The organism is Antarctobacter sp. (genome assembly GCF_048262615.1).
Lineage (GTDB): Bacteria > Pseudomonadota > Alphaproteobacteria > Rhodobacterales > Rhodobacteraceae > Antarctobacter.
Window position 1 is genome coordinate 53,184 of sequence record NZ_JBLXFB010000016.1, and the last position, 22,345, is coordinate 75,528.

Below are 22,345 nucleotides of genomic sequence, written 5' to 3' on the forward strand. Positions count from 1 at the left end.
CCCTCTTTCCACCCGCCAGACAAACGTAAAGGCCTGAGCCATGAGCATCCGTCTCGCCAGTGGCGGCCGTCTGATCGACCGCAATTCGACCGTCAAATTCACCTTCAACGGCAGGTCCATGACCGGCGCGGACGGCGATACGCTTGCCTCGGCGCTGCTGGCGAATGACCAGATGCTGGTGGGCCGCAGTTTCAAATACCACCGTCCGCGCGGCATCGTTGCCAGCGGGGCCGAAGAACCCAACGCGCTGGTGAACCTCGGGCAGGGCGTCCGGCATGAGCCCAACCAGCGGGCGACCACGACGGAACTGTTCCCGAACCTCGCGGCGCGTTCGCAGAACCACTGGCCGTCGCTGGACTATGACATCGGCGCGCTGAACGGGTTCTTTGCGCGCTACCTGACGGCGGGGTTCTACTACAAGACCTTCATCCACCCGCGTCCGTTCTGGAAGCACGTTTACGAGCCCTTCATCCGCCAGTCGGCGGGTCTGGGCAAGGCACCCGACCCCGAAACGCGCGACCCCGACACCTATGAGCATTTCTATGCCTTTGTGGATGTGCTGGTGGTCGGCGGCGGCGTGGCCGGTTTGCAGGCGGCCAAGGCGGCGGGGGATTCCGGGGCCAAGGTGCTGCTGTTGGAGCAGACCGCCCACTGGGGCGGGCGCGCGCCGGTGGATGGCGGCGAGATCGACGGGATGCCGCCGGACGACTGGATCAAGGCAACCGTGCAAGCCCTTGAAGACATGCCAAATGTCACGATGCGCACCCGCAACATGGGGGCCGGGGTTTATGACCACGGCTATGTGCTGGGCTATGAGCGTCTGACCGACCATCTGGCCAAGACACGCGGCCCGCGTCACCGTCTGTGGCGCATCCGGACCAAGCAGATCATCAACGCCACCGGCGCGATCGAACGCCCTCTTAGCTTTGCTGGCAATGACGTGCCGGGTGTCATGCTCGCCTCGGCGGTGCGCGACTACCTTGTGAATTACGGCGTCGCTGCGGGCGAAAAGACCGTGGTCGTGACCAACAACGACGACGCCTATCGCACCGCCATCGCGTTGAAAAAGGCGGGGATGGCGGTGCCCGTGGTGATCGATGCCCGCGAACTCGGCGGCGGCGCGCTGATGGAAGAGGCCAAGGCGCTGGGCATCCGGGTCGAGACCGGGCGCGCCATTGCCAAGGTCAAGGGCGGCAAGCGGGTGACTGGCGTCGTGCTCTGCACAATGGCGGGCGGCGGCGCGATGCTGGAAGAGATCAAATGCGATGCGGTCGCCATGTCGGGCGGCTGGTCGCCGGTGGTGCACCTGTGGTCGCATTGCGGGGGCAAGCTGACTTGGGACGACACGCAGGCCTTTTTCCGACCCGATCCCGCCCGCGCGCCGACCAGCCACGATGGTGAGGGGTTTGTCACCTGTGTGGGCAGTTCCAACGGTCATTTGCGCCTGAACGATGTACTGGAAGACGCTGATACATCGGCAAAAACCGTGTCCAAGGCCGCAGGGGGCAAACCCCGCCGCTTTGCCGCGCCCAAGGCGACCGACGCCGATGAGGCGGCGATGATGCCGGTCTGGTTGATGCCCGCGAATGCCTGGGACGACCTGCGGATGAAGACCTGGCTGGATTACCAGAACGACGTCAAGGTGTCGGACGTGCAACTGGCCGCGCGCGAAGGCTATGAAAGCGTCGAACACACCAAGCGCTATACCACGCTGGGCATGGCGACCGATCAGGGAAAACTCAGCAACATCAACGGACTGGCGACGCTTGCTGGATCTTTGGGTGAGGCGATCCCGCAGGTTGGCACCACCACCTTTCGCCCGCCCTATACGCCCATCAGCATGGGGGCGATTGCCGGTGAGGCGCGCGGTGAGATCTTTCAGCCGCTGCGCAAGACGCCGCTGCATGGCTGGCACGATGCCAACAACGCCCATTGGGAGCCGGTCGGCCACTGGCGTCGGCCCTATTGTTTCCCGCGCGACGGCGAAACCGTGGAACAGGCCGTCCACCGCGAGGTGCTGGCCACCCGCGACAGCCTTGGTCTGCTTGACGCCTCCACCTTGGGCAAGATCATCGTCAAGGGGCCGGACGCGGGCCGTTTCCTCGACATGCTGTACACCAACATGATGTCGACGCTGAAACCGGGCAAATGCCGCTACGGTCTGATGTGTTCGGAAAACGGCTTTCTCAGTGACGACGGCGTGGTGGCGCGCATCGATGAGGACACCTTCCTGTGCCACACCACCACCGGCGGCGCGGATCGCATCCATGCTCATATGGAAGAGTGGTTGCAGACCGAATGGTGGGACTGGAAGGTCTACACCGCCAACGTGACCGAGCAATACGCCCAGGTCGCGGTGGTTGGCCCCAACGCGCGCAAGCTGCTGGAAAAGCTGGGCGGCATGGATGTGGCCAAGGACACGCTGCCGTTCATGGGCTGGGCGGATGGCACGCTGGCCGGGTTCCCGGTCCGGGTCTACCGGATCTCCTTCTCGGGTGAGCTCAGCTATGAGATCGCCGTGCCCGCCCATCAGGGCCGTGCCTTTTGGGACAAAGTGCTGGAGGCGGGGGCCGAATGGAACGCCACCCCCTACGGCACCGAGGCGCTGCACATCATGCGCGCCGAAAAGGGCTTTATCATGATCGGCGATGAAACCGACGGCACCATCATCCCGCAGGATCTGGGCCTGCACTGGGCGATTTCGAAGAAGAAAGAGGACTATCTGGGAAAGCGCGCGCAGGCCCGCAGCCACATGGCCGACCCGGAGCGCTGGCAGCTTGTGGGGCTGGAAACGCTGGATGGTTCTGTCCTGCCGGACGGTGCCTATGCGGTGGCGCCGGGCAGAAACGCCAACGGCCAGCGCAACACGCAGGGGCGCGTGACCTCGACCTATCATTCGCCGACGCTGGGCAAGGGCATCGCCATGGGGCTGGTCAAACACGGACCCGACCGCATGGGCGAGGTCGTCACCTTCATTGGCGACGATGGCGAGACAGAGCACCCGGCCCGCATCGTTAACCCGGTCTTCTTTGATCCCGAAGGGGAGAAGCAGAATGTCTGAACCCACCCTGCCGCTGGGCGGCACCAGCTTTGAGGGCCTTGTCGAGGTGCGCGAAATCGGACCGCAGGGGATGATCACCTTGCGCGGCGATCTGTCCGCGCCCGAGGTGAGTGCCGCCGTGACCGACCTGACCGGACAGCCACTGCCTGACCGGCGCGGTGCCAATACCGCCGGAGACACCGGCTTGCTCTGGATGTCGCCGGACGAACTGCTGATCCTTGTGCCCTATCGGCAGGCGGGTTCGGCGGTTGACCGGCTGAACGCCGCGCTGGCGGGGCAGCATTGTCTGGTCGTCAACGTCTCGGACATGCGCGCGCTGTTCCAACTGCGCGGCACCCAGATCCGCGACGTGCTGGCCAAGCTGGCCCCGGTCGATTTCGCCCCCGAGGCGCTGCCCGCCGGGGAACTGCGTCGCACGCGGTTTGCGCAGGTCGCCGCCGGGGTCTGGCTGGTGGACGACAGTACGGCGCGGGTTTTCTGCTTTCGCTCGGTGGCGGAATACATGTTCAACCTGCTCAGCACGGTGGCCGACCCGGACAGCTTTGTGGGCTTTCACGTCAAATAACCCCGCATGCGGTTGCCTTGGGGCGCGCGGCTGCGGATAGTGCCTGCGCAACCCCGACGATGGAGCCGCAATGCACCGCATGATCCTGTCGGCCCTGTTCTGGGCCATTACTTGCGGCGCGGCTTTGGCCGAAAAGACCGCGTATCAATGCGTGCTTGACGGCACCTCCGGGCGGCAGTGGATACAACCGCTGGTCTTTTTCGCGCTGGACCGCGCAAGCGACCGGGTCGTTGTGTCCGACGCGGCGATCCTGGGCTTTAACGAAGGCGTCCCGGTCGAGGGCAGGCTGGTGCGCGACAACGCCGCGCGTGTCACCGTTGCCTGGGAACTGGACATGCGGTCCACGTCGAACCAGACCGTGCGGATGTCGTACCGCGCCACCTATCTCAAGGCCAATGGCAAGGTGAATGTGTCCGCCCGTCCGATTGGCTTTGAAGGCCAGTTCAGCCGCGCCGGAACCTGCAAGGTGACAAAACTTTCAGGCTGAACGCATCATTCCGGGGTCCGGCAGGGTTGACCTTCCTCTGCGAGAGGGACACCTATTGAGCAGTATACCGCCACATAATGAAGGGGTGCACCATGGCTTTTGAACTTCCCGATCTTCCGTACGCACATGACGCTCTGGCCAGCCAGGGCATGAGCCAGGAAACGATGGAATACCATCACGATATCCACCACAAGGCCTATGTCGACAACGGCAACAAGCTGATTGCCGGGACCGAGTGGGAGGGCAAATCGCTCGAGGAAATCGTAAAGGGCACGTATCAGGCGGGCGCCGTGGCGCAGTCGGGCGTGTTCAACAACGCGTCGCAGCACTGGAACCACATGCAGTTCTGGGAAATGATGGGCCCCGGCCCGAACGCGATGCCGTCCGAACTCGAAGCTGCCATCAAGGAAAGCTTTGGCACGGTCGACGACTTCAAATCGCAGTTTTCCGCTGCGGGCGCGGGCCAGTTCGGCTCGGGCTGGGCGTGGCTGGTCAAGGACGCCGACGGCGGCCTGAAGATCACCAAGACCGAAAACGGCGTGAACCCGCTGTGCTTTGACCAGACGGCTCTGCTGGGCTGCGACGTGTGGGAGCATTCCTACTACATCGACTTCCGCAACAAGCGTCCGGCCTACCTTGCCAACTTCCTCGACAATCTGGTGAACTGGGAAAACGTGGCCTCGCGGCTGTAAGTCCCGGATCGGATCGGGGCAGGGGATCGCCTGCCCGATGTCAGATAGAAAACACGCCCTCGCAAGACATTGCGGGGGCGTTTTGCGTCCGCCGCTGCTGTGCGTGCGGTGGCGGCCTGTCTGACCCGGTCGATCCACATCTGGGCGTTTTCAAAGAACTGGGTGCGCGTCGCCCACAGCTTTATTGAACCGGGAGGATTGATGCACGGCCCGTGATTTCCGAGCCCCGCGATTCACAAGCAGGAAGGAAAATCGTAAAGTGGCGGTGTCTTCGTCATGGCCCGGAGCCACACGGGCCATCGTCACCACTTCGGAAAGGGATTTCAGGCCATGGATGCAGTCAGGTTTCTGGCGGATTGCCCAAAGGGCGGTCCGGTACGGTCACGGGCCGGTCAGGCGTGGGGGGCACGATGCTGCGCAGCCTGATCATGCGGATGAACCAGACACAGCAATTCCTGTGGCGCACGACACCGGACGGGCAGCGGCAGGTGTCCTGGCGCGTCTGGGTGCTGATCTTCGTGACGCCGGTGCTGTTTTTGGCGGCGGCGGCGCTTCTGGCCTTTGACAGCGTGAACTTTGTCTCGCGCGCCGAAACGGCCACCGGCGAGGTTGTCCGCGTCTACGAGTGGGAGGACTGGACCCCCTGGAAGGGCACCCACACGGTCTACGGTCCGGTCTTTCGCTATGAATTTCGAGACGGGGAAATGACCGAGGCCAGCCTCGGACAATCCTCGGCAAACTGGGGGTTCGAGATCGGATCGCGCCACGGGATCCTGTTCAATCCCGCGACCAAGGGCAATGTGAAACTGCCTGCCTTCGAACAGCTTTGGGCGCTGCCGCTGACGATATTTTCGATTGGCCTGATCACCCTGATCCCTGCGCTTTTCGGGGCCTGGCGGGTGCGCCGCTGGCTGCGCGGCGGAACAGGTGATTGAGGCACGACCGGGGGGCTTGTCGTGACCCGGTGACGCCCCGGACCGGCGCGCGTCGGCCCCAAGGACAGCGCAACGAGGATGCCCCGAACCGATGGCCCCGTCTTGCAGCCCGGCGCGCCGCTCTATAGGGCAGGGGCATTGACCGGAGACCATCATGCCCGCCCAGACCCAAGGCATCCTCCTGATGATCGGCGCTTGCACGATCTGGGGCCTCTCGCCGATCTACTACAAGCTGCTGATCAACGTGCCGTCGCTGGAACTGTTGGCGCATCGTACCTTTTGGTCGCTGGTGGTCTTTGCCGGGCTGCTGGCGGTGCAGGGACGGCTGGGCAAATTGCGCGAGGCGCTGGGGACGGGCAGGGCGGTCGTGACCACCGGCTTTGCCGCCCTGATGGTCACGACCAACTGGTTTCTCTTCATCTTTTCGGTTCAGATCGGGCAGGTTCGCGAAACCTCACTGGGGTACTACATCTTTCCGCTGGTTGCGGTGCTGTTGGGGGTGGTGGTGCTGCGCGAACGGCTGGCCGTGCTGCAATGGGTGGCGGTGGCTCTGGCCGCTCTGGCGGTGACCACGCTGACCCTTGGGCTGGGCAGCGCGCCGTGGATCGCGCTGACGCTGGCCGTCACCTTTGGTGCCTACGGTCTGGTGAAAAAGCGCATGGCCGTGGGCGCGGTGGTGTCCGTCACCGCCGAGGTTCTGCTGCTCAGTCCGCTGGCGCTGTTCTGGCTGCTTGTGCTTCAGGCGCAGGGCCAAGGCGTTTTCGGTGCGGATCTCCGGACCTCGGCCCTGTTGATCTTTTCGGGTGTGCTGACCGCCTTGCCGATGATCCTGTTTTCCGCCGCCGCCAAGAAGGTGAACATGGCGACGCTGGGATTGCTGCAATACCTCAACCCGACCTTGCAGTTCTTTTGCGCCGTGGTGCTGTTCGGTGAGCCGCTGACCCCGTGGCATATCGCGGCCTTCGGGCTGATCTGGGTCGCTCTGGCGCTGTACTCAGGGTCGGGTTTCGCTCAGGACAGGGCGCGCCGCAAAAGCGTCATGACCTCGGTTGCCGAACCGCCGCTCTGAACGTAGTCCAGCAGCGAGGCATCGGCGAACCCGCTGTCGACCACATGACGCATCAGCGCCTTGAGCGGTCCCCAGTACCCGGCCACATCCAGCAGCACGATGGGTTTTTGATGCAGGCCCAGTTGCCGCCATGTCAGCACCTCGAAAAACTCGTCCAGTGACCCGGCCCCGCCGGGCATGACCACCACCGCGTCGGCGTTCATCAGCATGACCTTCTTGCGCTCATGCATGGTCTCGGTGATCACAAACCGGGTGAGATCGGTCTTGCCGACCTCCATCTGCAACAGGTGGGTCGGGATCACGCCAAAGGTCTCGCCCCCGGCGGCCTGTGCCGCCCGCGCCACGGTGCCCATCAGGCCCACGTCGCCGGCACCGTATACCAGTCGCCAGCCTTCCGCGGCCAGCGCCTGTCCCAGCGCCTCTGCCTCGTCCGTGAAGTCGGGATTTCCGCCCTTGCGCGACCCGCAATAGACGCAGATGGACATTTTATGCATGAAAGGCCCCGAGGTTGGCGAAAGAAAACGACTTTTGACCCTTCGTAGCCTGTGGGATATACACGCTCAACCACCCTGTGGTCCCGTCGGGGGACTGCGGCCTCAGGGACAGACTTTCGGAAGGCTGCCATGAGCAAGATCGCACTCTATTGGGCCATCGCTGGCGCAGGAACCGTCGGGGCCGTGACCACGATGGTGATGACCGGCATGATCCAGTTGCCGGGCACAAAGCCCGTGGACGGGCCGCCCCCCGCCGCCGTTGTCACCGCACCGGACGCGCCGGTGCCGCCGATTGCGCCGGAAGCGGATGCGCCGCTGGCTTCAGCCGATCCGGCCAAGCCTGCGGCAGATCCGGTGACGTCCCCTGATCCGGCCCCGGTCGAGACTGTGGAGGCAACTGACCCGGCAACCCCGCCGGTCGAGGCTGTGGATGCGACCGACCCGGCTACGCCTCCGGTTGCGATCCCGCCGGTCGAGGCTGTGGAGGCAACCGACCCGGTAACCCCGCCGGTCGAGACTGTGGAGGCAACCGACCCGGCAACCCCGCCGGTCGAGGCTGTGGATGCAACCGACCCGGCAACCCCGCCGGTCGAGGCTGTGGATGCGACCGACCCGGCGACCCCGCCGGTTGCGACCGTGGATGCGACCGACCCGGCAACCCCGCCGGTGGAAACGGCAGCCGTGGTCGATCCGGTGACGTCCGAGCCGCCGCAGCCCCCCCGTCCGCTTGCCCCCGGTGAGACCGCCGCCGCGCCTGCGCCGGATGAGGCGGGCGCGCTGCCCGTGCCGGACGAAACAGTAACTGCCAAGCCGGAACCGTCCACGCCTGTCGCGGCCCCTTTGCCGGGCGTGACCGTCGCCGCCCCCGCCCCGGATGAGACCAGCGCGGCCCCCGCCCCGGTCGAGACCGCCGCCGCCCCCGCGCCGATAGAAGGCGGCGCCGCGCCCGATGCGCCAGATCCGGACCCGGCGACCGTGGCCGGATCGCTGCTGCCGCTTTTCGATCCGGGCGCAACCGCCGTGGTTCCCGAATTGCTGCTCGACGGAGACGTGGTGATCAAACGGCCCAGCTTTGACGTGGTGCGCGCCGAGACCGACGGGTTTTCGCTGATCGCCGGTGGCGGTGAGCCGGGGGCCAAGCTGGAGGTCATCGTCGATGGCGAACCCGTCGAGACGCTGGAGATCGGAAGCGACGGCAAGTTCACCACCTTCCTCAACCTGCCGCCGGACCGGGCGGCGGTGATCAGCCTGCGTCAGACCGCCGATGAAAAGACCGTCCTGTCCGAGGGCGAGGTGATCGTGGCCCCGCAGCAGGTGGCCGCCGCCGACATCACCCCGGAACGTCAGCCCAAGACCCCCGTCGATACCGGCCCGATCCTTGAGACGCAGCCCGACCCCGACGCCCCCGAGGGCGATCCGGTCCCTGTCGCCGCGGCCCCGGCAACCACGCCGCCCACCACCTCGCCGCCCGCAGGGGACAGCGGTGCCGTTGCCGCCGCCGATCCCGGTTCTGATCCCGGTTCTGTTCCCGGTGCCAACCCCACTGTCGATCCCAGTGCCGCCGAAGGCGCGCCCGTTGCCAAGCCCGAGCAGATCGCCCGCGCCTTTCCACAGCCCGAGGTCGGGGCCGGTCCCGATCCGCTGGGCGCGCCGAAATGGAACGGCGCACCGGCGCGCGGGCCTGTTCCCGGCGCGCAACCCGCGCCCGAGATCGGCGCGGCCCCGCTGCGTCCGGGGGCTGTGCCCGGCACCGCTGTGCCGGTTGACGACACCGACCCGGATGCGCCGCGGGTCGGCGCTGTCACCACCACCATCCCCGGACCTGTCGGCCCCGCCGACGGCGCAGACCCGGCGCGGCCCGCCGTGGACCCGGTCATCACCGCCCGCGCCTTGCCAGAGGCGGGCGACCCGCCATCCTCGCCGCGCGCGCCTGCGGTGCTTCTGTCCACACCGCGCGGGATCGAGGCGCTGTCAACCGCGCCCATCGCGCCCGGGGACGTGGCGCTCGATTCGATCAGCTACGACGATCAGGGCGACGTTCTGCTGTCGGGACGCGGCAAGACATCGGCCTTTGTGCGCATCTACCTCGACAATACCCCCGTCACCACCTCGCGTATTCGCGAAGACGGCGGCTGGCGGGTGGAACTGCCAGAGGTGGATCAGGGCACCTATGTGCTGCGCATCGACCAGATCAACGAGCGCGGTCAGGTCATCGCCCGCGTCGAAAGCCCGTTCTTGCGCGAAAGCGCCGCCGTGCTGGAACGCGTCCTTGCCGGGGGCGGCGATGGCCCGGTCCGCACCGTGACCATCCAGCCGGGCAACACGCTCTGGGGGATTTCCAGCAAGCGTTACGGCGACGGGATGCAATACGTCCGTATCTTCGAGGCCAACCGAGAGCGGATCCGCAACCCCGACCTGATCTATCCCGGCCAGATCTTCAACCTGCCGGACGGAACCGGGAACTGATCGGCACCCCCGGCGGGCCATTGTTGGGGCGGCTCTGGAAACCCGGCACCCAAAGGGCTAGGTGAGGGGATCAGCCAAAGGTCCCCCATGCCACCAGATTTGACCTCCGCCAGTGACATCGCCCGCGAAGAGCGCCGCTCGGGCTGGCGCACCATCCGCCGCGTCGGCCCCTATCTCTGGCCCGAGGGCCAGACATGGGCCAAGCGCCGCGTGGTCATCGCGCTGGGCTTTCTGGTGCTGGCCAAGCTGATCGCCGTCTTTACCCCCATCCTCTACAAGGCGGCGGTCGATACGCTGTCCGGGGATGTGTCCGACCTGATGCTGGGGGCGGTGGGGCTGACCGTGGCCTACGGCGTGGCGCGGCTGATGACCGTGGGCTTTCAGCAATTGCGCGATGCGGTCTTTGCCAAGGTCGGGCAACGCGCCCTGCGCCGTCTGGCGCTAGAGACCTTTACCCATATCCACCGCCTGTCGATGCGCTATCACATCACGCGCAAGACCGGCGGCCTCAGCCGCATCATTGAACGTGGCGTCAAAGGCGTCGAATTCCTGCTGCGGTTCCTGTTGTTCAGCATCGGGCCTTTGATGCTGGAACTGGTGCTGGTCGCGGCGGTGCTCTTTTTCCTCTTCGATGTCTGGTATCTGGCGGTCGTGGTGGGGGTGATCAGCCTCTATATCATCTTTACCTTCAAGGTGACGGAATGGCGGGTGAAGCTGCGCCGTGAAATGAACAAGCAGGACACCGATGCCAACCAAAAGGCGATCGACAGTCTGCTGAATTTCGAAACCGTCAAGTATTTCGGCGCCGAAGGGCGAGAGGCCGCGCGCTATGACGTGGCCATGCAGGGCTATGAGGCGGCGGCAATCAAGACGGCGACCTCTCTGGCGGCGCTGAACACCGGGCAGTCGCTGATCATCACCAGCGGTCTGGTTGCTGTCATGGTCATGGCCGCAACGGGCGTGCAGAACGGCGCGCTGACGGTGGGCGATTTCGTTATGGTCAACGCCTACATGATCCAGATCACCATGCCGCTGAACTTTCTCGGCACCGTCTACCGTGAGATCAGGCAGGCGCTGGTGGATATGGGCGAGATGTTCGAACTGCTGGAACAGCCGCGCGAGGTGTCGGACAAACCCGGCGCGCCGGGTCTGGACGTCGCGGGCGGTGTTGTCACCTTCGAAGATGTGCATTTCGGCTATGATCCCGCCCGCCCGATCCTCAAGGGCATCGACGTGACCGTGGGCGCGGGGGAGAACGTGGCGCTGGTCGGCCCTTCCGGGTCGGGCAAATCGACCATCGGGCGGTTGCTGTTCCGGTTCTACGACGTGGACGGCGGACGGGTGGCGATTGACGGGCAGGACCTGCGCGACGTCACGCAGGACAGCCTGCACGCCGCCATCGGTGTCGTTCCGCAGGACACGGTGCTGTTCAACGACACCATTCGCTACAACATCGCCTATGGCCGCGACGGCGCGACAGAGGACGACATCGTGGCCGCCGCCCGCGCCGCCCAGATCCATGACTTTATCGCCAGCCTGCCGGAGGGTTACGCGACCCAGGTGGGTGAGCGCGGCCTGAAACTGTCGGGCGGTGAAAAGCAGCGGGTCGGCATTGCGCGGACCCTGCTCAAGGACCCGCCGATCCTGCTGCTGGATGAGGCGACCAGCGCGCTGGACACCGAAACAGAGGCCTCGATCCAGGAGGCGCTGCGCCGCGCGGGCGAGGGGCGGACCGTCATCACCATCGCGCACCGGCTGTCGACCATCGCTGACGCCGACCGCATTGTGGTGTTGCAGGACGGGCAGGTGGTCGAACAGGGCACCCATGACGATCTGCTGATCCGGCAGGGGCGATATGCCGCGCTTTGGGCGCGGCAACAGGCGGGCGAGGACGAGGCCGCCTAGGGCGGGGTTTCCCCGCCGCAGGCCGGTCGGCCCGACCCGTAGTGTGGGTTTCCAACCCACCGCCACCCCACCGCCGCCCCATCGCGTCAACCCCCGTCCAACGCCTCCTGCGCGGCGGCGAAATACGCGCCCAGATGCTCGCCATCCGCCAGCGCGTGATGCACTTGCAGGCTCATCGCCATGCGCCAGCCGCCGCCTTCGGGCACGATCTTGCCCCAAGCGACACGGGGAATGCAGTCCTCGGCATCCGGCATGGCATTGTCCAGCGACGTGAAATCCAGCCACGGCAGGCAGGACATATAGGCCACCGCGTCGCCGCGCCCGGTGTTCGCCTCCAGCGTTTTCCGGTTCCGGGCCTCTTCGATCGCCGCGATGGCGCTATGGTCGAACCGCGCGAAATCCTCATGAAACGGGACGTAGGAGAAATTGAACCCGCCTCCGGGACGCGGCACCGGAGAGGACAACACAACGCTGTCATGCCGCACCACGACATCGCCGCGAAACCGCATGTTCAGTTCTGGCACCGCGTGCAGACCATGCCCGATGGCATGCAGACAGGCGCGAAAGACCGACGCGCCCTGCGGCTTGCGCGTTGTCATCAGCCGTGTCGCGTTCAACCTGACGGTCACGGCGTAATGCGGTTTCTCGAAGGTCTTGAACCACCGGAACTGTTCCGCACGCGGCCAGCTGTCCAGATCGACCAAATGTTCGGCCATCGGTGACCTCCTGTGATGCCTCTGCCGCAAAACGGCTGTTTCAAACCCTGCCTGAAACAGCTTCTGCTTTGGGAGAGGCAATAAATGCCACGGGGCTTGTTGCCTATCGGAAACAGGATGCTACGGTCCGCGTCAAGGCATGAGAAGAGGTATACCATGGTCGACCGTGTAGCGCGCGCTGGTCTGGACGTTGACGGACGTCTGGCCACGTTCATCGAAAAGCAGGCCTTGCCGGGCACCGGCATCGGGGCAGAGGCCTTTTGGGACAAGCTGTCAGAGCTGGCGCATGATTTCGGCCCGCGCAACCGCGCGCTGCTGGACACCCGCGAGACGCTGCAAAAGCAGATCGACGACTGGCACAAGGCCCGCGCCAACCAGCCGCACGACCATGAGGCCTACAAGGCCTTCCTGACAGAGATCGGATACCTGCGCCCCGAAGGCGCGGATTTCGAGATCGACACCGCCAATACCGACCCGGAGTTCGCCTCGGTTCCCGGCCCGCAGCTGGTGGTGCCGATCACCAATGCCCGCTACGCTCTGAACGCCGCCAATGCCCGCTGGGGCAGCCTGTATGACGGGCTGTACGGCACGGATGCCCTGGGATCGGCCCCGCCCAAGGGGGGTTATGACAAGGGGCGCGGTGCGCGGGTCATCGCCCGCGCGCGGGTGTTTCTGGATGAGGCCTTTCCGGTCGAGGGCGTCAGCCATGCCGACGCACGGCGCTATCACGTTCAGGGGGGCGCGCTGCTGGTGGACGACCAGCCGCTGGCCGATCCATCCAAGTTTCGCGGTTATCGCGGCCACCCCAAGGCCCCCGAGGCCATCCTGCTGTGCAACAACGGGCTGCATGTGGAACTGGTCTTTGACCGCACCCATTACATCGGCGCGCGCGATCAGGCGGGGCTGGCGGATGTGCGGCTGGAATCGGCGGTCTCGGCGATCATGGACTGCGAGGATTCGGTGGCCTGCGTCGATGGCGAGGACAAGACGCTGGCCTATACCAACTGGCTGGGCCTGATGAAAGGCGACCTGTCCGAGACCTTTGAGAAGGGCGGCGAAACCCTGACCCGGCGTTTGACGCCGGACCCCGAATTCCTTGGCCCGGACGCTGCGCCCTTCACCGTCAAGGGGCGCGCGCTGATGCTGGTGCGCAATGTCGGCCACCTGATGACCAACCCGGCGATCCTGCTGCGCGACGGCTCGGAGATCTTCGAGGGGCTGATGGACGCCATGATCACCGTGTTGATCGCCCGGCATGACCTGCAACGCACCGAAGGCGGCCTGCGCAATTCGCATCACGGGTCGGTCTACGTGGTCAAACCCAAGATGCACGGCCCGGATGAGGTCGCCTTTGCCGATGAGGTGTTCACCTTTGTCGAGCAGGCGCTGGACCTGCCGCAATACACCGTCAAGCTGGGCATCATGGACGAGGAACGCCGCACCTCTGTGAACCTCAAGGAATGCATCCGCGCCGCCAAACACCGCGTCGCCTTTATCAACACCGGGTTCCTCGACCGGACCGGCGATGAAATCCACACCTCGATGGAGGCGGGGCCATTTTCCCGCAAGGATTTCATCAAGCGCAAGGGCTGGATCGGCGCTTATGAGGCGCGCAACGTGGATATCGGTCTGGAATGCGGCCTGTCGGGCCGCGCGCAGATCGGCAAGGGCATGTGGGCCATGCCCGACCAGATGGCCGCCATGCTGGAGGCCAAGATCGAACACCCCAAAGCGGGCGCGAACTGCGCATGGGTGCCGTCACCCACGGCGGCCACGCTGCACGCGCTGCACTATCACAAGGTCGATGTCTTCGCCGTGCAAAAGCGGCTGCGGGCGGGCGGGCGGCGCGCGCATGTGGACGCGGTGCTGGAGATTCCGCTGGCCACCTTCCGCAAGTGGCGTCCCGAACAGGTCACGCGGGAGGTCGAGAACAACGCGCAGGGTATCCTTGGCTACGTGGTGCGCTGGATCGACTCCGGGGTCGGCTGTTCCAAGGTGCCCGATATCAACGATGTCGGGTTGATGGAGGATCGGGCGACCTGCCGGATTTCCAGCCAGCACATCGCCAACTGGCTGCACCACGGGGTGGTCAGCCGCGATGAGGTCATGGACATCATGAAACGCATGGCCGAGGTGGTGGACCGTCAGAACGCGGGCGATCCGACCTATCGGCCGATGGCGCCGGGCTTTGACGGCGTGGCGTTTCAGGCGGCCTGCGAACTGGTCCTTGAGGGCCGTGTGCAACCGTCGGGCTACACCGAACCGGTGCTGCACAAGCGTCGTCTGGAACTGAAGGCGGCGGGCTGAGCGCGCAACATCCGCGTCCTGCGGCAAAACGCTTTTGAAAAAGCGTTGGCAAGGCCCTTTGAAGGGCCTTGTTTCGTGTGGGGAGACCTGCCCGCTAAACATGCAGGGCGCGTGTTCTGTGTCCCGCCGCAGGGCGCTCTGTGCGGGCGGACACTTTTCGCGCGGGGCCATGTGGTCTACATATCTTGTGTCCAAGAGGAGCAGGATTCATGGCGCGCCCCATTGTCGGCATCATCGGCAACCAGTACATGATCAACGATCAGTACCCGACCCACGCGGGCGGCACGATGAACTCCGAGGCGGTCTCGGACGTTTCCGGCTGCCTGCCGATGGTGATCCCGTCGGACCCGCGTCTGGTCACGGTCGAGGAACTGCTTGAGGCCTGCGATGGCTTTGTCCTGACCGGCGGTCGCCCCAACGTCCACCCCGAGGAATACGGCGAGGAATGGACAGAGGCGCACGGTCAGCCCGACCGCAATCGCGACGCCATCACCCTGCCGCTGGTGCGCGCCTGCGTGGCGCGTGGTCAGCCGTTCCTTGGCATCTGTCGCGGGTTTCAGGAGGTCAACGTCGCCATGGGCGGCACGCTCTACCCCGAAATCCGCGATCTGCCGGGCCGGATGAACCACCGGATGCCCCCCGATGGCACGCTGGAAGAGAAATTTGCCCTGCGTCACAAGGTGACTTTGACCGAAGGCGGCGTCTTTCACCGGCTGTTCGGCGCGACAGAGGTGTTGACCAATACGCTGCATGGGCAGGGCATCAAGACGCCGGGGGCGCGGATCGAGATCGAAGGTCACGCGCCTGACGGCACGCCCGAGGCGCTGCATGTGAGGGATGCGCCGGGGTTCACGCTGGCTGTGCAGTGGCATCCGGAATGGAACGCCGCCAATGATCCGGTGTCGCGCCCGCTGTTCGCCGCCTTTGGGCAGGCCGTGCATGCATGGGCCGCGAAGGGCCCCGAGGGCCTGCGCGCCGCCAGCTGACCCGAGGCTTACCGCCGCCGAAATCGTCTTCCCGCTGAGGATCGGCGCGCGCCAGCGCACCGACCCGGCCCTTCAGGCTGACGGGCGATAAAAGCGGCCCCTGCCGGGAAAGCAGGGGCCAATGATCGTTAACGATTTACGGCGTGCCCAGGAACAGACCTGGAAGGGATGCCTATACGTTCGGATAAGTCCGCCGTCGGCACAAGGACATTACCGCACAATCGGCGGCGTTCACGATTTACAAACGGTGGCGGGCGGAGTCTTGTCGGACCGTGGGTCTGCGCCCGGTCAAACCGGGCGCAGCCTCGTCACAGGTAAAAGTCGAACGCCTTGTTCAGGGGCAGGTCGCGCACGCGCTGTCCCGTCAGGTCAAAGATCGCGTTCGCCAGCGCCGGAGCAGCGGGCGGGGTGGCGACCTCACCAATGCCGTTCAGGCGCTTTTGGTTCTCAAGAATCTTCACCTCGACGGCGGGCATTTGCGGCATCCGCAGCGGATCGTAATCGGGGAAGTTCTTTTGTTCGACCACGCCCCCGGCAAAGGTGATCTCTTCGCCGATGGCCGAGGACAGCCCGTAGGCCATGCCGCCGGTCAGTTGCGCCTCGATGTTGGCCGGGTCCAGCGCCACGCCCGGATCGGCGGCGATCCATGCGTTGGTGAGGCGGATCATGCCGTCCACGTCACGCACCTCGATCACGATCGCGGTCGGGGTGCCAAAGCTGTAAACCATGGCGATCCCGCGTCCGACGCCATCCTCTGTCTGGCCGGTCCATCCGGACATGTCGCGCACCGCCTCCAGCACATAGTAGGCGGGCAGCCATTCGTCACGGGTCAGATCCAGACGGAATTGCAGCGGATCGGCCCCCGCCGCATGCGCCAGTTCATCCATGAAGCTTTCATGGAAAAACCCGTTAAAGCTGGCCCCGACAGAGCGCCAGAACCCCAGCGGCGGGGTGATCGCGGCCTTGTGGCCGGTCACGCGGTAGTTGGGGATGCCGTAGGGCTGGTTAAAGATCGCATCGACGATCTCTTTGGCCGGGCCGCCGGGCGCAAAGCCGACCCAGCGGTTCAGCGCCTGTTCGCCAATCGCTGGAGAGGATACGCGCGCGTCAAAGGCCACCGCCTTGCCGCCCGCGACCGCGCCGGTGATGCGGGCGATGGCTGCGGGGCGGTAAAAGTCGTGAGTCATGTCCTCTTCGCGCGACCATGTGACATTGACCGGCGTGCCGGGCACCGATTTGGCCACGCGGGTCGCGATCACCGCATAGTCGAACTCACCCCGCCGGCCAAAGCCGCCGCCCATCAGCGTGACATTGACCTCGACCTCTTCGGGGGCGATCCCGGCCTCTGCGGCGCAGGCGTCGCGCAAAAAGGTCGGCCCCTGATTGCCGCACCAGAGCCGCAGGTGATTGCCGTCGAACCACGCGGTGGCGTTCATTGGCTCCATCGTGGCATGGGCGAGGAAGGGCACGCGATACTCTGCCTTGATGCGCTCTGCGCCGTCGGGCAGCTTGTCCGGGTTGCCGTCGTCGCGCAGGGTGGAATCCGGCTCTGCGTCAAACCCCGCCTCGATGGCGCGGAACATCTCTTCGGTGGTCTCGGGGTAGGGGGCCGGGTTCCATTCGACCGGGATGGCATCCACCGCCTGCTGGGCAAGCCACGTGTTGGTGGCGATCACCGCCAGCCCGTCACCCAGATCGACCACCTTTTCGACGCCCGCCATGCGGCTGGCCTCAAACGCGTCAAAGCTTTTCATGCCGCCCCGCGTGGGCGACATGCGCACGGCCGCATAGCGCATATCGGGCAGGCGGGTGTCGATGCCAAAGGTGGCGGTGCCGGTGGATTTGCCCAGAACGTCCTTGCGGGGCAGCGAGGTGCCCAGCAGCTTCCAGTCTGACCGCTCGCGCAGCTCGACCTTGGGTGGTTCAACCTCCGCCGCCTCGACGGCAAGCTCTGTATAGGGGATGGATGTGCCGTCCGGGGCGATCACCGCGCCGTTTTCGGTGCGCAATGCGTCCAGCCCGACGTTCAGACGCTTGGCGGCGGCTGTCTTGAGCATCTCGCGTGCCGCCGCGCCGGTGACGCGCATCCGCTCATAGCCGTCTTTCATGGCGGTGGACCCGCCGGTGACCTGCATGGAAAAGACCTTGCCCATGACGCCCAGCATCTCGCCCAGAGAATGCTGGAACGATGAGGCGTCATAGCCCTTGTGACTCATGCCTTCGCCCATCAGGGCACTGTTGTAATAGGCCTGTGCGGGTGGTCCGTGGATGACGCGCACGTCCTCCCACGCCAGATCCATTTCCTCGGCGATCAGCGCGGCCCATGTGGTCATGGTGCCCTGTCCCATCTCGGCGCGGGGCGCGATCAGGGTGACACCCTCGCCGTCGATCAGCACAAAGGGGTTCAGGCTGGCCTCACCCTCACCGGGCTTCAGCGGGTTCGGGGCGGGGCGACTGACATACCACGCGCCAAAGGCGGCGCCGCCAGCGACGGCCACGGCCCCGATCAGGAATGTGCGGCGGGCGATCTTGCCGATGCTTGCCATGGCTCAGGCTCCTTGCGCGGCGGATTTGATGGCGGCGCGGATGCGCGGATAGGTGCCGCAGCGGCACAGATTGCCCTGCATCGCGGCGTCGATGTCGTCATCGGTGGGGTTGGGTGTTTCGGCCAGCAGCGCAGCGGCCTGCATGATCTGGCCGGACTGACAGTATCCGCATTGCGCGACCTGATGGTCGACCCAGGCCTGTTGCAGCCGGTGCAGCGCGTCGGGTGTGCCCAGCCCTTCGATGGTGGTCACCTCGCCCCAGACGTCGCCGATGGGAACCTGACAAGAGCGCACCGCCTCGCCGTCGATATGCACGGTGCAGGCCCCGCAGGCGGCAACGCCGCAGCCGAACTTGGTCCCGGTCAGGTTGAGCGCATCCCGCAAGGCCCAGAGCAGCGGGACGTCTTCGGGCAGGTCCACCTCTTGGGCGGCGCCGTTGACGGTGAGCGTGGTAGCCATGTCGTCCTCCTGGCTGGTTTCTGACAGAAATACCTGAAAATGTCAGAGTGTCAATTGACAGAATTGCGAAGTTTTGTCAGGACTGGTCCCATGATGGATGCACCTGACATCGAGCTCGTCAAGCAAGAGGCGATATTGGCCGCCGCCATGGCGGTCATGTGCCAATATGGCTATCGCCGCACCTCGATGGAGGACATAGCGCGGGCGGCGGGCATGTCGCGCCCGGCGCTGTACCAGCATTTCCGCAACAAGGAAGACATCGCCCGCCGCATGGTCGAGGTCTATTTTGAGCGCGCGGCGGATGAGGTGGCCGTCGCTCTGGCGGGCGCGGGACCGGTCGAGGCGCAACTGGCGCGCGCCTTTGCGGCCAAGACCGGGCCGATGATCCGCGAGATGCTGGAAAGCCCGCACGGCGCGGAACTGCTGGACCTCAAGGACAGCCATGCGCGCGACGCGGTCGAGGCGGGCATGGCGCGCATGACCGCTGTCTTTGCCGACTGGCTGACGCATGAGGCCGCACAGGGCCGGGTCGCGCTGGACGGCACAGCCGAAGAGATGGCGGCGCTGCTGTTGCGCGCGCTCGATGGCATCAAACGCCCGCCCTATGCGCGGTTTGCGGCAGACCGCGACCGGCTGGCGCAGGTGCTGGGGCGGGGGCTGCACCCGCCGCGATAAGCGTCCGGGCGTGGCCGCAGCCGACAAAACCCTATGCAAACCGCCCTGTGCTGGCGCACTGTGTCCCATGGGTCGCAAGTATCCCATGGGTCAGCGGCCCCCGCCGCAACGGCGGGGCTGGCGCAGACCCGGTTTCAGGCGTCACGCCGGTGTCATCGGTACAGGCAGGGTCTGACGCGCAACCTGTATAGGATATTGACGTGAAAACAGCTCTTTTCATACGGATCGCCGCCGCTGCATGTGCCACCCTGTCGATCACGCAGGCCCATGCGGAGTCGCGGATCGCCCCGGCGGCCATGTCCGTCGACAGCCTGCGGGTGATCCTTGCCGCCGGGGCGTCGCAATGCGACACCTCCTGCATGGCCGCCTATGACAGTTGCGTGGCCACCGGGCTGGCGGCACAGGCGGTGGCCGACGATGAGGTCGTCTACGAAGAATGCAGCGCCAAGCTGGAAGGTTGCCGCGACGTCTGCATCAACCGGGGGGCCTGTATCACCGACAATTCCGGCTTTGTGCTCTGCCCCTGACACCGGCGAGTGGTGCGGGGGCGATTGCCGCCGCGCCGAAAGTCTGAACCAATCGACAGGCAGCGCCCAAAACCGCTATGCGCCCCGGCCTAGACCTCGCCGCCCGCGATCTGGATTGCCTGACCGTTCACGCTGCCCGATGCCTCATGGCACAACCAGACCGCCGCCTGCGCGACTTCTTCGGGGGCGATCAGCCGCCCGTGGGGGTTGACGTTGACCATGGTGGCGCGGGCCTCGGACTCGGTCCAGCCGGTGCGCTGCATGATCGAGGTGACATTCATGTCAACGATGTCGGTGTCCACATAGGCGGGGCAGAGCGCGTTGAAGGTATAGGGTTTCTTGGCATAATCCGCCGCCAATGCCCGGATCAGCCCCAGCAGAGCGTGTTTCGACGCGGTATAGGTCGGCGCACCCTTCAGGCCCCGCAGACCGGCAATCGAGGACACCGCGATCACCCGGCCCCAATCGGTGTCGGACATAGATTTCAGGCATTCGCGGATGGTCAGAAAGGCCCCATCGACGTTCGTCGCCATCATCGTGCGCCAAAAGGCCATGTCGGTCTTGAGGATCGACCGCCCCTCGGCGATCCCGGCGTTGGGCACGCAAATCTGGATCGGCCCACGGTCCTCGACCGCTGCGGCGATGCCGTGCACAACCGATGTTTCATCCATCACGTCCATCGCCAGCGGAAAGATGTGGTCGCCGCGCGCCGCCTCCAGCCTGTCGACCCGGCGACCGGTGATTGTCACCTGCGCGCCCTCGGCCGCCAGCGCCCGCGCGATGGCCAACCCGATGCCGCTGCCGCCGCCAGTGACCAGCGCGTGTTTTCCGTCCAGCATGAAACCCTCCCGTTTTGTCCGCAGCCTACAGCGGCAGGGTCCTGTGACAAGAGGTCCGCGACGGATCGCTTGGCAATGCTATTCACGCATGTGAATATGATGGTGATTACCGGGAGGATCTCATGAAACGTATTGCCCTGACCTCTGTTCTGGCCCTCTGCGCCGTTGCCGCAAACGCCAGCGAGGATATCGCCGACAAATACCCGCAGTCCGAACTCTACGACAAACCTGTCGAGGTTATTCCGCATGTGTTTTCCGCCATCGGGGCCACAGCCCCGCCGACCTATGAAAATTCGGGCCATAACAACAACCTGTCCTTTGTCCTCACCGGCGACGGGGTGGTGGTGATCAACGGCGGTGCCTCGGCGCGGCTGGCCGCCGCCCTGCATGATGAGATCAAGGCGATCACGGATCAGCCGGTCAAACTGGTGATCAATGAGAACGGGCAGGGGCACGCCATGCTTGGCAATTCCTACTGGGCCGATCTGGGGGTCGATATCCTTGCCCATGAGGACGCCATCGCAGCGGTCGAGGAAAACGGCGATTTCATCCTGCAAGGGATGATGCGCTACAATCAGGACAAGGCAGAGGGCACCCGGATCGCCCTGCCGAACCTGTCGTTCTCGGACAGCTACAGCGTTGAAATGGGCGATGTGACGCTGGAGGTGCTGCACCTTGGGTCCGCGCATGGGCCGGGCGACACGCAGGTCTGGATTCCCCAGTGGGGCATCGTGATCGCGGGCGACATCGCGTTCCATGAGCGGATGCCGCCGATCTTTGCCGACACCTGCACCAGTTGCTGGATCGAGACGTTTGACGGCCCGTTCACCGCGCTGGGCGCAACCTATGTGATCCCCGGCCATGGCCACCCGACCAACATGGCGCAGGTGACGCGCTATACCTCGGACTACCTCAAGGATCTGCGCGCCAAGATCGGGCAGCACATCGACGATGGCGGCGATCTGGCCGGGGCGTATTACGTGGATCAGGCCGCATGGGCGCATCTGGACACGTTCGAGGAACTGGCGACCAAGAACGCCGGGCGTGTCTACGAAGAGATGGAGTGGGAGTAGCGCGCGCCGACCGGCGCGCTGCGGCCTTTCGTCGGCTCAGAAGGCGGCGCGCCATGGCGTACACGCGCCGCAAACAAGGAGGCCACTGTGCTGAAATGGGTCGACATGCCGCCGGTCTGGCTGCTGGGCGCGCTGCTGCTGGCGTGGCTGCAAAAGACGTACCTTGCCTTTGGCCTCGGCTTTGGGCCGGTCTGGGCCGACCTGCTGGGCGGGCTGCTGGTGGGCGGCGGATTGATCCTGATGGCGTTGGCGGTCGCTGAAATGCGGCGGCACCAAACCACGTTGATCCCGCACCGGACCGCCGACCGGCTGGTGACCAGCGGTATTTTCCAACGCTCGCGCAACCCGATCTATCTGGGCGATTCGATGATCCTTGCGGGGATGATCCTCTACTGGGGCGCGGTGCTGGCGCTGCCCTTGGTGCCGATCTTTGTCTGGGTGATCGAAAGACGCTTTATCGTACCGGAGGAGGACCGCCTGCGCCGCAAATTCCGCGCGGCGTTTGCCCGCTACGAAAAAGACGTGCGGCGCTGGGTCTGAGCG

General features: G+C 65.3%; 19 protein-coding genes. 14 read left to right on the plus strand and 5 right to left on the minus strand.

Going from position 1 to position 22,345, the window contains the following annotated elements; translation table 11 throughout:
• Window positions 1–40 precede the first annotated feature (40 nt).
• The 6 genes from ACN0S5_RS16650 to rarD all read left to right on the plus strand — a co-directional run bounded on the left by ACN0S5_RS16650 (window position 41) and on the right by rarD (window position 6,809).
• A complete protein-coding gene (locus tag ACN0S5_RS16650) occupies window positions 41–3,061 on the plus strand; it encodes a sarcosine oxidase subunit alpha family protein (RefSeq protein ID WP_417209862.1) in 3,021 nt (1,006 codons plus the stop codon).
• A complete protein-coding gene (locus ACN0S5_RS16655) occupies window positions 3,054–3,626 on the plus strand; it encodes a sarcosine oxidase subunit gamma (RefSeq protein ID WP_417209863.1) in 573 nt (190 codons plus the stop codon). Before ACN0S5_RS16650 ends, ACN0S5_RS16655 begins: the two co-directional genes overlap by 8 nt.
• Before the next feature lie 70 nt (window positions 3,627–3,696).
• A complete protein-coding gene (locus ACN0S5_RS16660) occupies window positions 3,697–4,113 on the plus strand; it encodes a hypothetical protein (protein WP_417209864.1) in 417 nt (138 codons plus the stop codon).
• A 92-nt stretch (window positions 4,114–4,205) separates the two neighbouring features.
• Window positions 4,206–4,805, plus strand: a complete 600-nt coding sequence (locus ACN0S5_RS16665) for a superoxide dismutase (RefSeq protein WP_323772065.1) — start codon at window positions 4,206–4,208, stop codon at window positions 4,803–4,805.
• A gap of 410 nt (window positions 4,806–5,215) precedes the next feature.
• Window positions 5,216–5,740 carry a DUF3592 domain-containing protein gene (locus ACN0S5_RS16670; RefSeq protein WP_417209865.1) on the plus strand — a complete coding sequence of 175 codons (525 nt, stop codon included), beginning with the start codon at window positions 5,216–5,218 and terminating at the stop codon, window positions 5,738–5,740.
• A gap of 154 nt (window positions 5,741–5,894) precedes the next feature.
• A complete protein-coding gene (gene rarD, locus ACN0S5_RS16675; RefSeq protein WP_417209866.1) occupies window positions 5,895–6,809 on the plus strand; it encodes an EamA family transporter RarD in 915 nt (304 codons plus the stop codon).
• Here rarD and ACN0S5_RS16680 read toward each other — a convergent pair.
• The gene (locus tag ACN0S5_RS16680; RefSeq protein ID WP_417209867.1) at window positions 6,752–7,303 is read right to left on the minus strand and encodes a TIGR00730 family Rossman fold protein; all 552 of its coding nucleotides are present in this window, start codon (window positions 7,301–7,303) and stop codon (window positions 6,752–6,754) included. The genes rarD and ACN0S5_RS16680 overlap by 58 nt on opposite strands.
• A gap of 129 nt (window positions 7,304–7,432) precedes the next feature.
• On the opposite strand from ACN0S5_RS16680, the gene ACN0S5_RS16685 reads away from it, so the two are divergent.
• Complete coding sequence (locus ACN0S5_RS16685; protein ID WP_417209868.1) at window positions 7,433–9,769, plus strand: LysM peptidoglycan-binding domain-containing protein; 2,337 nt, start codon at window positions 7,433–7,435, stop codon at window positions 9,767–9,769.
• Between the two features lie 87 nt (window positions 9,770–9,856).
• Window positions 9,857–11,674: an ABCB family ABC transporter ATP-binding protein/permease gene (locus ACN0S5_RS16690; RefSeq protein ID WP_417209869.1), complete on the plus strand. Its 1,818-nt coding sequence runs from the start codon at window positions 9,857–9,859 to the stop codon at window positions 11,672–11,674.
• A gap of 86 nt (window positions 11,675–11,760) precedes the next feature.
• Here the strand turns inward: ACN0S5_RS16690 and ACN0S5_RS16695 are convergent, their stop codons facing one another.
• Window positions 11,761–12,390, minus strand: coding sequence for a CatA-like O-acetyltransferase (locus ACN0S5_RS16695; protein ID WP_417209870.1), 630 nt, complete (start codon window positions 12,388–12,390; stop codon window positions 11,761–11,763).
• A gap of 156 nt (window positions 12,391–12,546) precedes the next feature.
• On the opposite strand from ACN0S5_RS16695, the gene ACN0S5_RS16700 reads away from it, so the two are divergent.
• Both ACN0S5_RS16700 and ACN0S5_RS16705 read left to right on the plus strand, forming a co-directional pair.
• Entirely contained in the window at window positions 12,547–14,697 is a 2,151-nt protein-coding gene (locus tag ACN0S5_RS16700) for a malate synthase G (RefSeq protein WP_417209871.1), read from the plus strand.
• Between the two features lie 209 nt (window positions 14,698–14,906).
• The gene (locus tag ACN0S5_RS16705; RefSeq protein ID WP_417209872.1) at window positions 14,907–15,683 is read left to right on the plus strand and encodes a gamma-glutamyl-gamma-aminobutyrate hydrolase family protein; all 777 of its coding nucleotides are present in this window, start codon (window positions 14,907–14,909) and stop codon (window positions 15,681–15,683) included.
• A gap of 308 nt (window positions 15,684–15,991) precedes the next feature.
• Here ACN0S5_RS16705 and ACN0S5_RS16710 read toward each other — a convergent pair whose 3' ends face one another.
• Together ACN0S5_RS16710 and ACN0S5_RS16715 are read right to left on the minus strand one after the other, a co-directional pair.
• Entirely contained in the window at window positions 15,992–18,229 is a 2,238-nt protein-coding gene (locus ACN0S5_RS16710; protein WP_417209873.1) for a molybdopterin cofactor-binding domain-containing protein, read from the minus strand.
• Between the two features lie 3 nt (window positions 18,230–18,232).
• Complete coding sequence (locus ACN0S5_RS16715) at window positions 18,233–18,688, minus strand: (2Fe-2S)-binding protein (RefSeq protein ID WP_417209874.1); 456 nt, start codon at window positions 18,686–18,688, stop codon at window positions 18,233–18,235.
• A 90-nt stretch (window positions 18,689–18,778) separates the two neighbouring features.
• Between ACN0S5_RS16715 and ACN0S5_RS16720 the strand changes: the two genes are divergently transcribed.
• Both ACN0S5_RS16720 and ACN0S5_RS16725 read left to right on the plus strand, forming a co-directional pair.
• Window positions 18,779–19,363 (plus strand): TetR/AcrR family transcriptional regulator, encoded by a 585-nt coding sequence (locus ACN0S5_RS16720; protein ID WP_417209875.1) that lies wholly within the window; start codon window positions 18,779–18,781, stop codon window positions 19,361–19,363.
• A gap of 200 nt (window positions 19,364–19,563) precedes the next feature.
• On the plus strand, window positions 19,564–19,890 hold the full coding sequence (locus ACN0S5_RS16725) for a hypothetical protein (RefSeq protein WP_417209876.1): 327 nt from the start codon (window positions 19,564–19,566) through the stop codon (window positions 19,888–19,890).
• 89 nt (window positions 19,891–19,979) lie between these two features.
• Here the strand turns inward: ACN0S5_RS16725 and ACN0S5_RS16730 are convergent, their stop codons facing one another.
• Window positions 19,980–20,729, minus strand: a complete 750-nt coding sequence (locus ACN0S5_RS16730) for an SDR family NAD(P)-dependent oxidoreductase (protein WP_417209877.1) — start codon at window positions 20,727–20,729, stop codon at window positions 19,980–19,982.
• Between the two features lie 122 nt (window positions 20,730–20,851).
• On the opposite strand from ACN0S5_RS16730, the gene ACN0S5_RS16735 reads away from it, so the two are divergent.
• Together ACN0S5_RS16735 and ACN0S5_RS16740 are read left to right on the plus strand one after the other, a co-directional pair.
• The gene (locus ACN0S5_RS16735; RefSeq protein WP_417209878.1) at window positions 20,852–21,802 is read left to right on the plus strand and encodes an MBL fold metallo-hydrolase; all 951 of its coding nucleotides are present in this window, start codon (window positions 20,852–20,854) and stop codon (window positions 21,800–21,802) included.
• A 90-nt stretch (window positions 21,803–21,892) separates the two neighbouring features.
• Window positions 21,893–22,342 (plus strand): methyltransferase family protein, encoded by a 450-nt coding sequence (locus ACN0S5_RS16740; protein ID WP_417209908.1) that lies wholly within the window; start codon window positions 21,893–21,895, stop codon window positions 22,340–22,342.
• The last annotated feature ends 3 nt before the right edge of the window (window positions 22,343–22,345 follow it).

Bases quoted from the DNA above. Each gene is read 5' to 3' on its own strand.
- ACN0S5_RS16650 (WP_417209862.1), top strand. From the start codon at position 41: ATGAGCATCCGTCTCGCCAGTGGCGGCCGTCTGATCGACCGCAATTCG.
- ACN0S5_RS16655 (WP_417209863.1), top strand. From the start codon at position 3,054: ATGTCTGAACCCACCCTGCCGCTGGGCGGCACCAGCTTTGAGGGCCTT.
- ACN0S5_RS16660 (WP_417209864.1), top strand. From the start codon at position 3,697: ATGCACCGCATGATCCTGTCGGCCCTGTTCTGGGCCATTACTTGCGGC.
- ACN0S5_RS16665 (WP_323772065.1), top strand. From the start codon at position 4,206: ATGGCTTTTGAACTTCCCGATCTTCCGTACGCACATGACGCTCTGGCC.
- ACN0S5_RS16670 (WP_417209865.1), top strand. From the start codon at position 5,216: ATGCTGCGCAGCCTGATCATGCGGATGAACCAGACACAGCAATTCCTG.
- rarD (WP_417209866.1), top strand. From the start codon at position 5,895: ATGCCCGCCCAGACCCAAGGCATCCTCCTGATGATCGGCGCTTGCACG.
- ACN0S5_RS16680 (WP_417209867.1), bottom strand. From the start codon at position 7,303: ATGCATAAAATGTCCATCTGCGTCTATTGCGGGTCGCGCAAGGGCGGA.
- ACN0S5_RS16685 (WP_417209868.1), top strand. From the start codon at position 7,433: ATGAGCAAGATCGCACTCTATTGGGCCATCGCTGGCGCAGGAACCGTC.
- ACN0S5_RS16690 (WP_417209869.1), top strand. From the start codon at position 9,857: ATGCCACCAGATTTGACCTCCGCCAGTGACATCGCCCGCGAAGAGCGC.
- ACN0S5_RS16695 (WP_417209870.1), bottom strand. From the start codon at position 12,390: ATGGCCGAACATTTGGTCGATCTGGACAGCTGGCCGCGTGCGGAACAG.
- ACN0S5_RS16700 (WP_417209871.1), top strand. From the start codon at position 12,547: ATGGTCGACCGTGTAGCGCGCGCTGGTCTGGACGTTGACGGACGTCTG.
- ACN0S5_RS16705 (WP_417209872.1), top strand. From the start codon at position 14,907: ATGGCGCGCCCCATTGTCGGCATCATCGGCAACCAGTACATGATCAAC.
- ACN0S5_RS16710 (WP_417209873.1), bottom strand. From the start codon at position 18,229: ATGGCAAGCATCGGCAAGATCGCCCGCCGCACATTCCTGATCGGGGCC.
- ACN0S5_RS16715 (WP_417209874.1), bottom strand. From the start codon at position 18,688: ATGGCTACCACGCTCACCGTCAACGGCGCCGCCCAAGAGGTGGACCTG.
- ACN0S5_RS16720 (WP_417209875.1), top strand. From the start codon at position 18,779: ATGATGGATGCACCTGACATCGAGCTCGTCAAGCAAGAGGCGATATTG.
- ACN0S5_RS16730 (WP_417209877.1), bottom strand. From the start codon at position 20,729: ATGCTGGACGGAAAACACGCGCTGGTCACTGGCGGCGGCAGCGGCATC.
- ACN0S5_RS16735 (WP_417209878.1), top strand. From the start codon at position 20,852: ATGAAACGTATTGCCCTGACCTCTGTTCTGGCCCTCTGCGCCGTTGCC.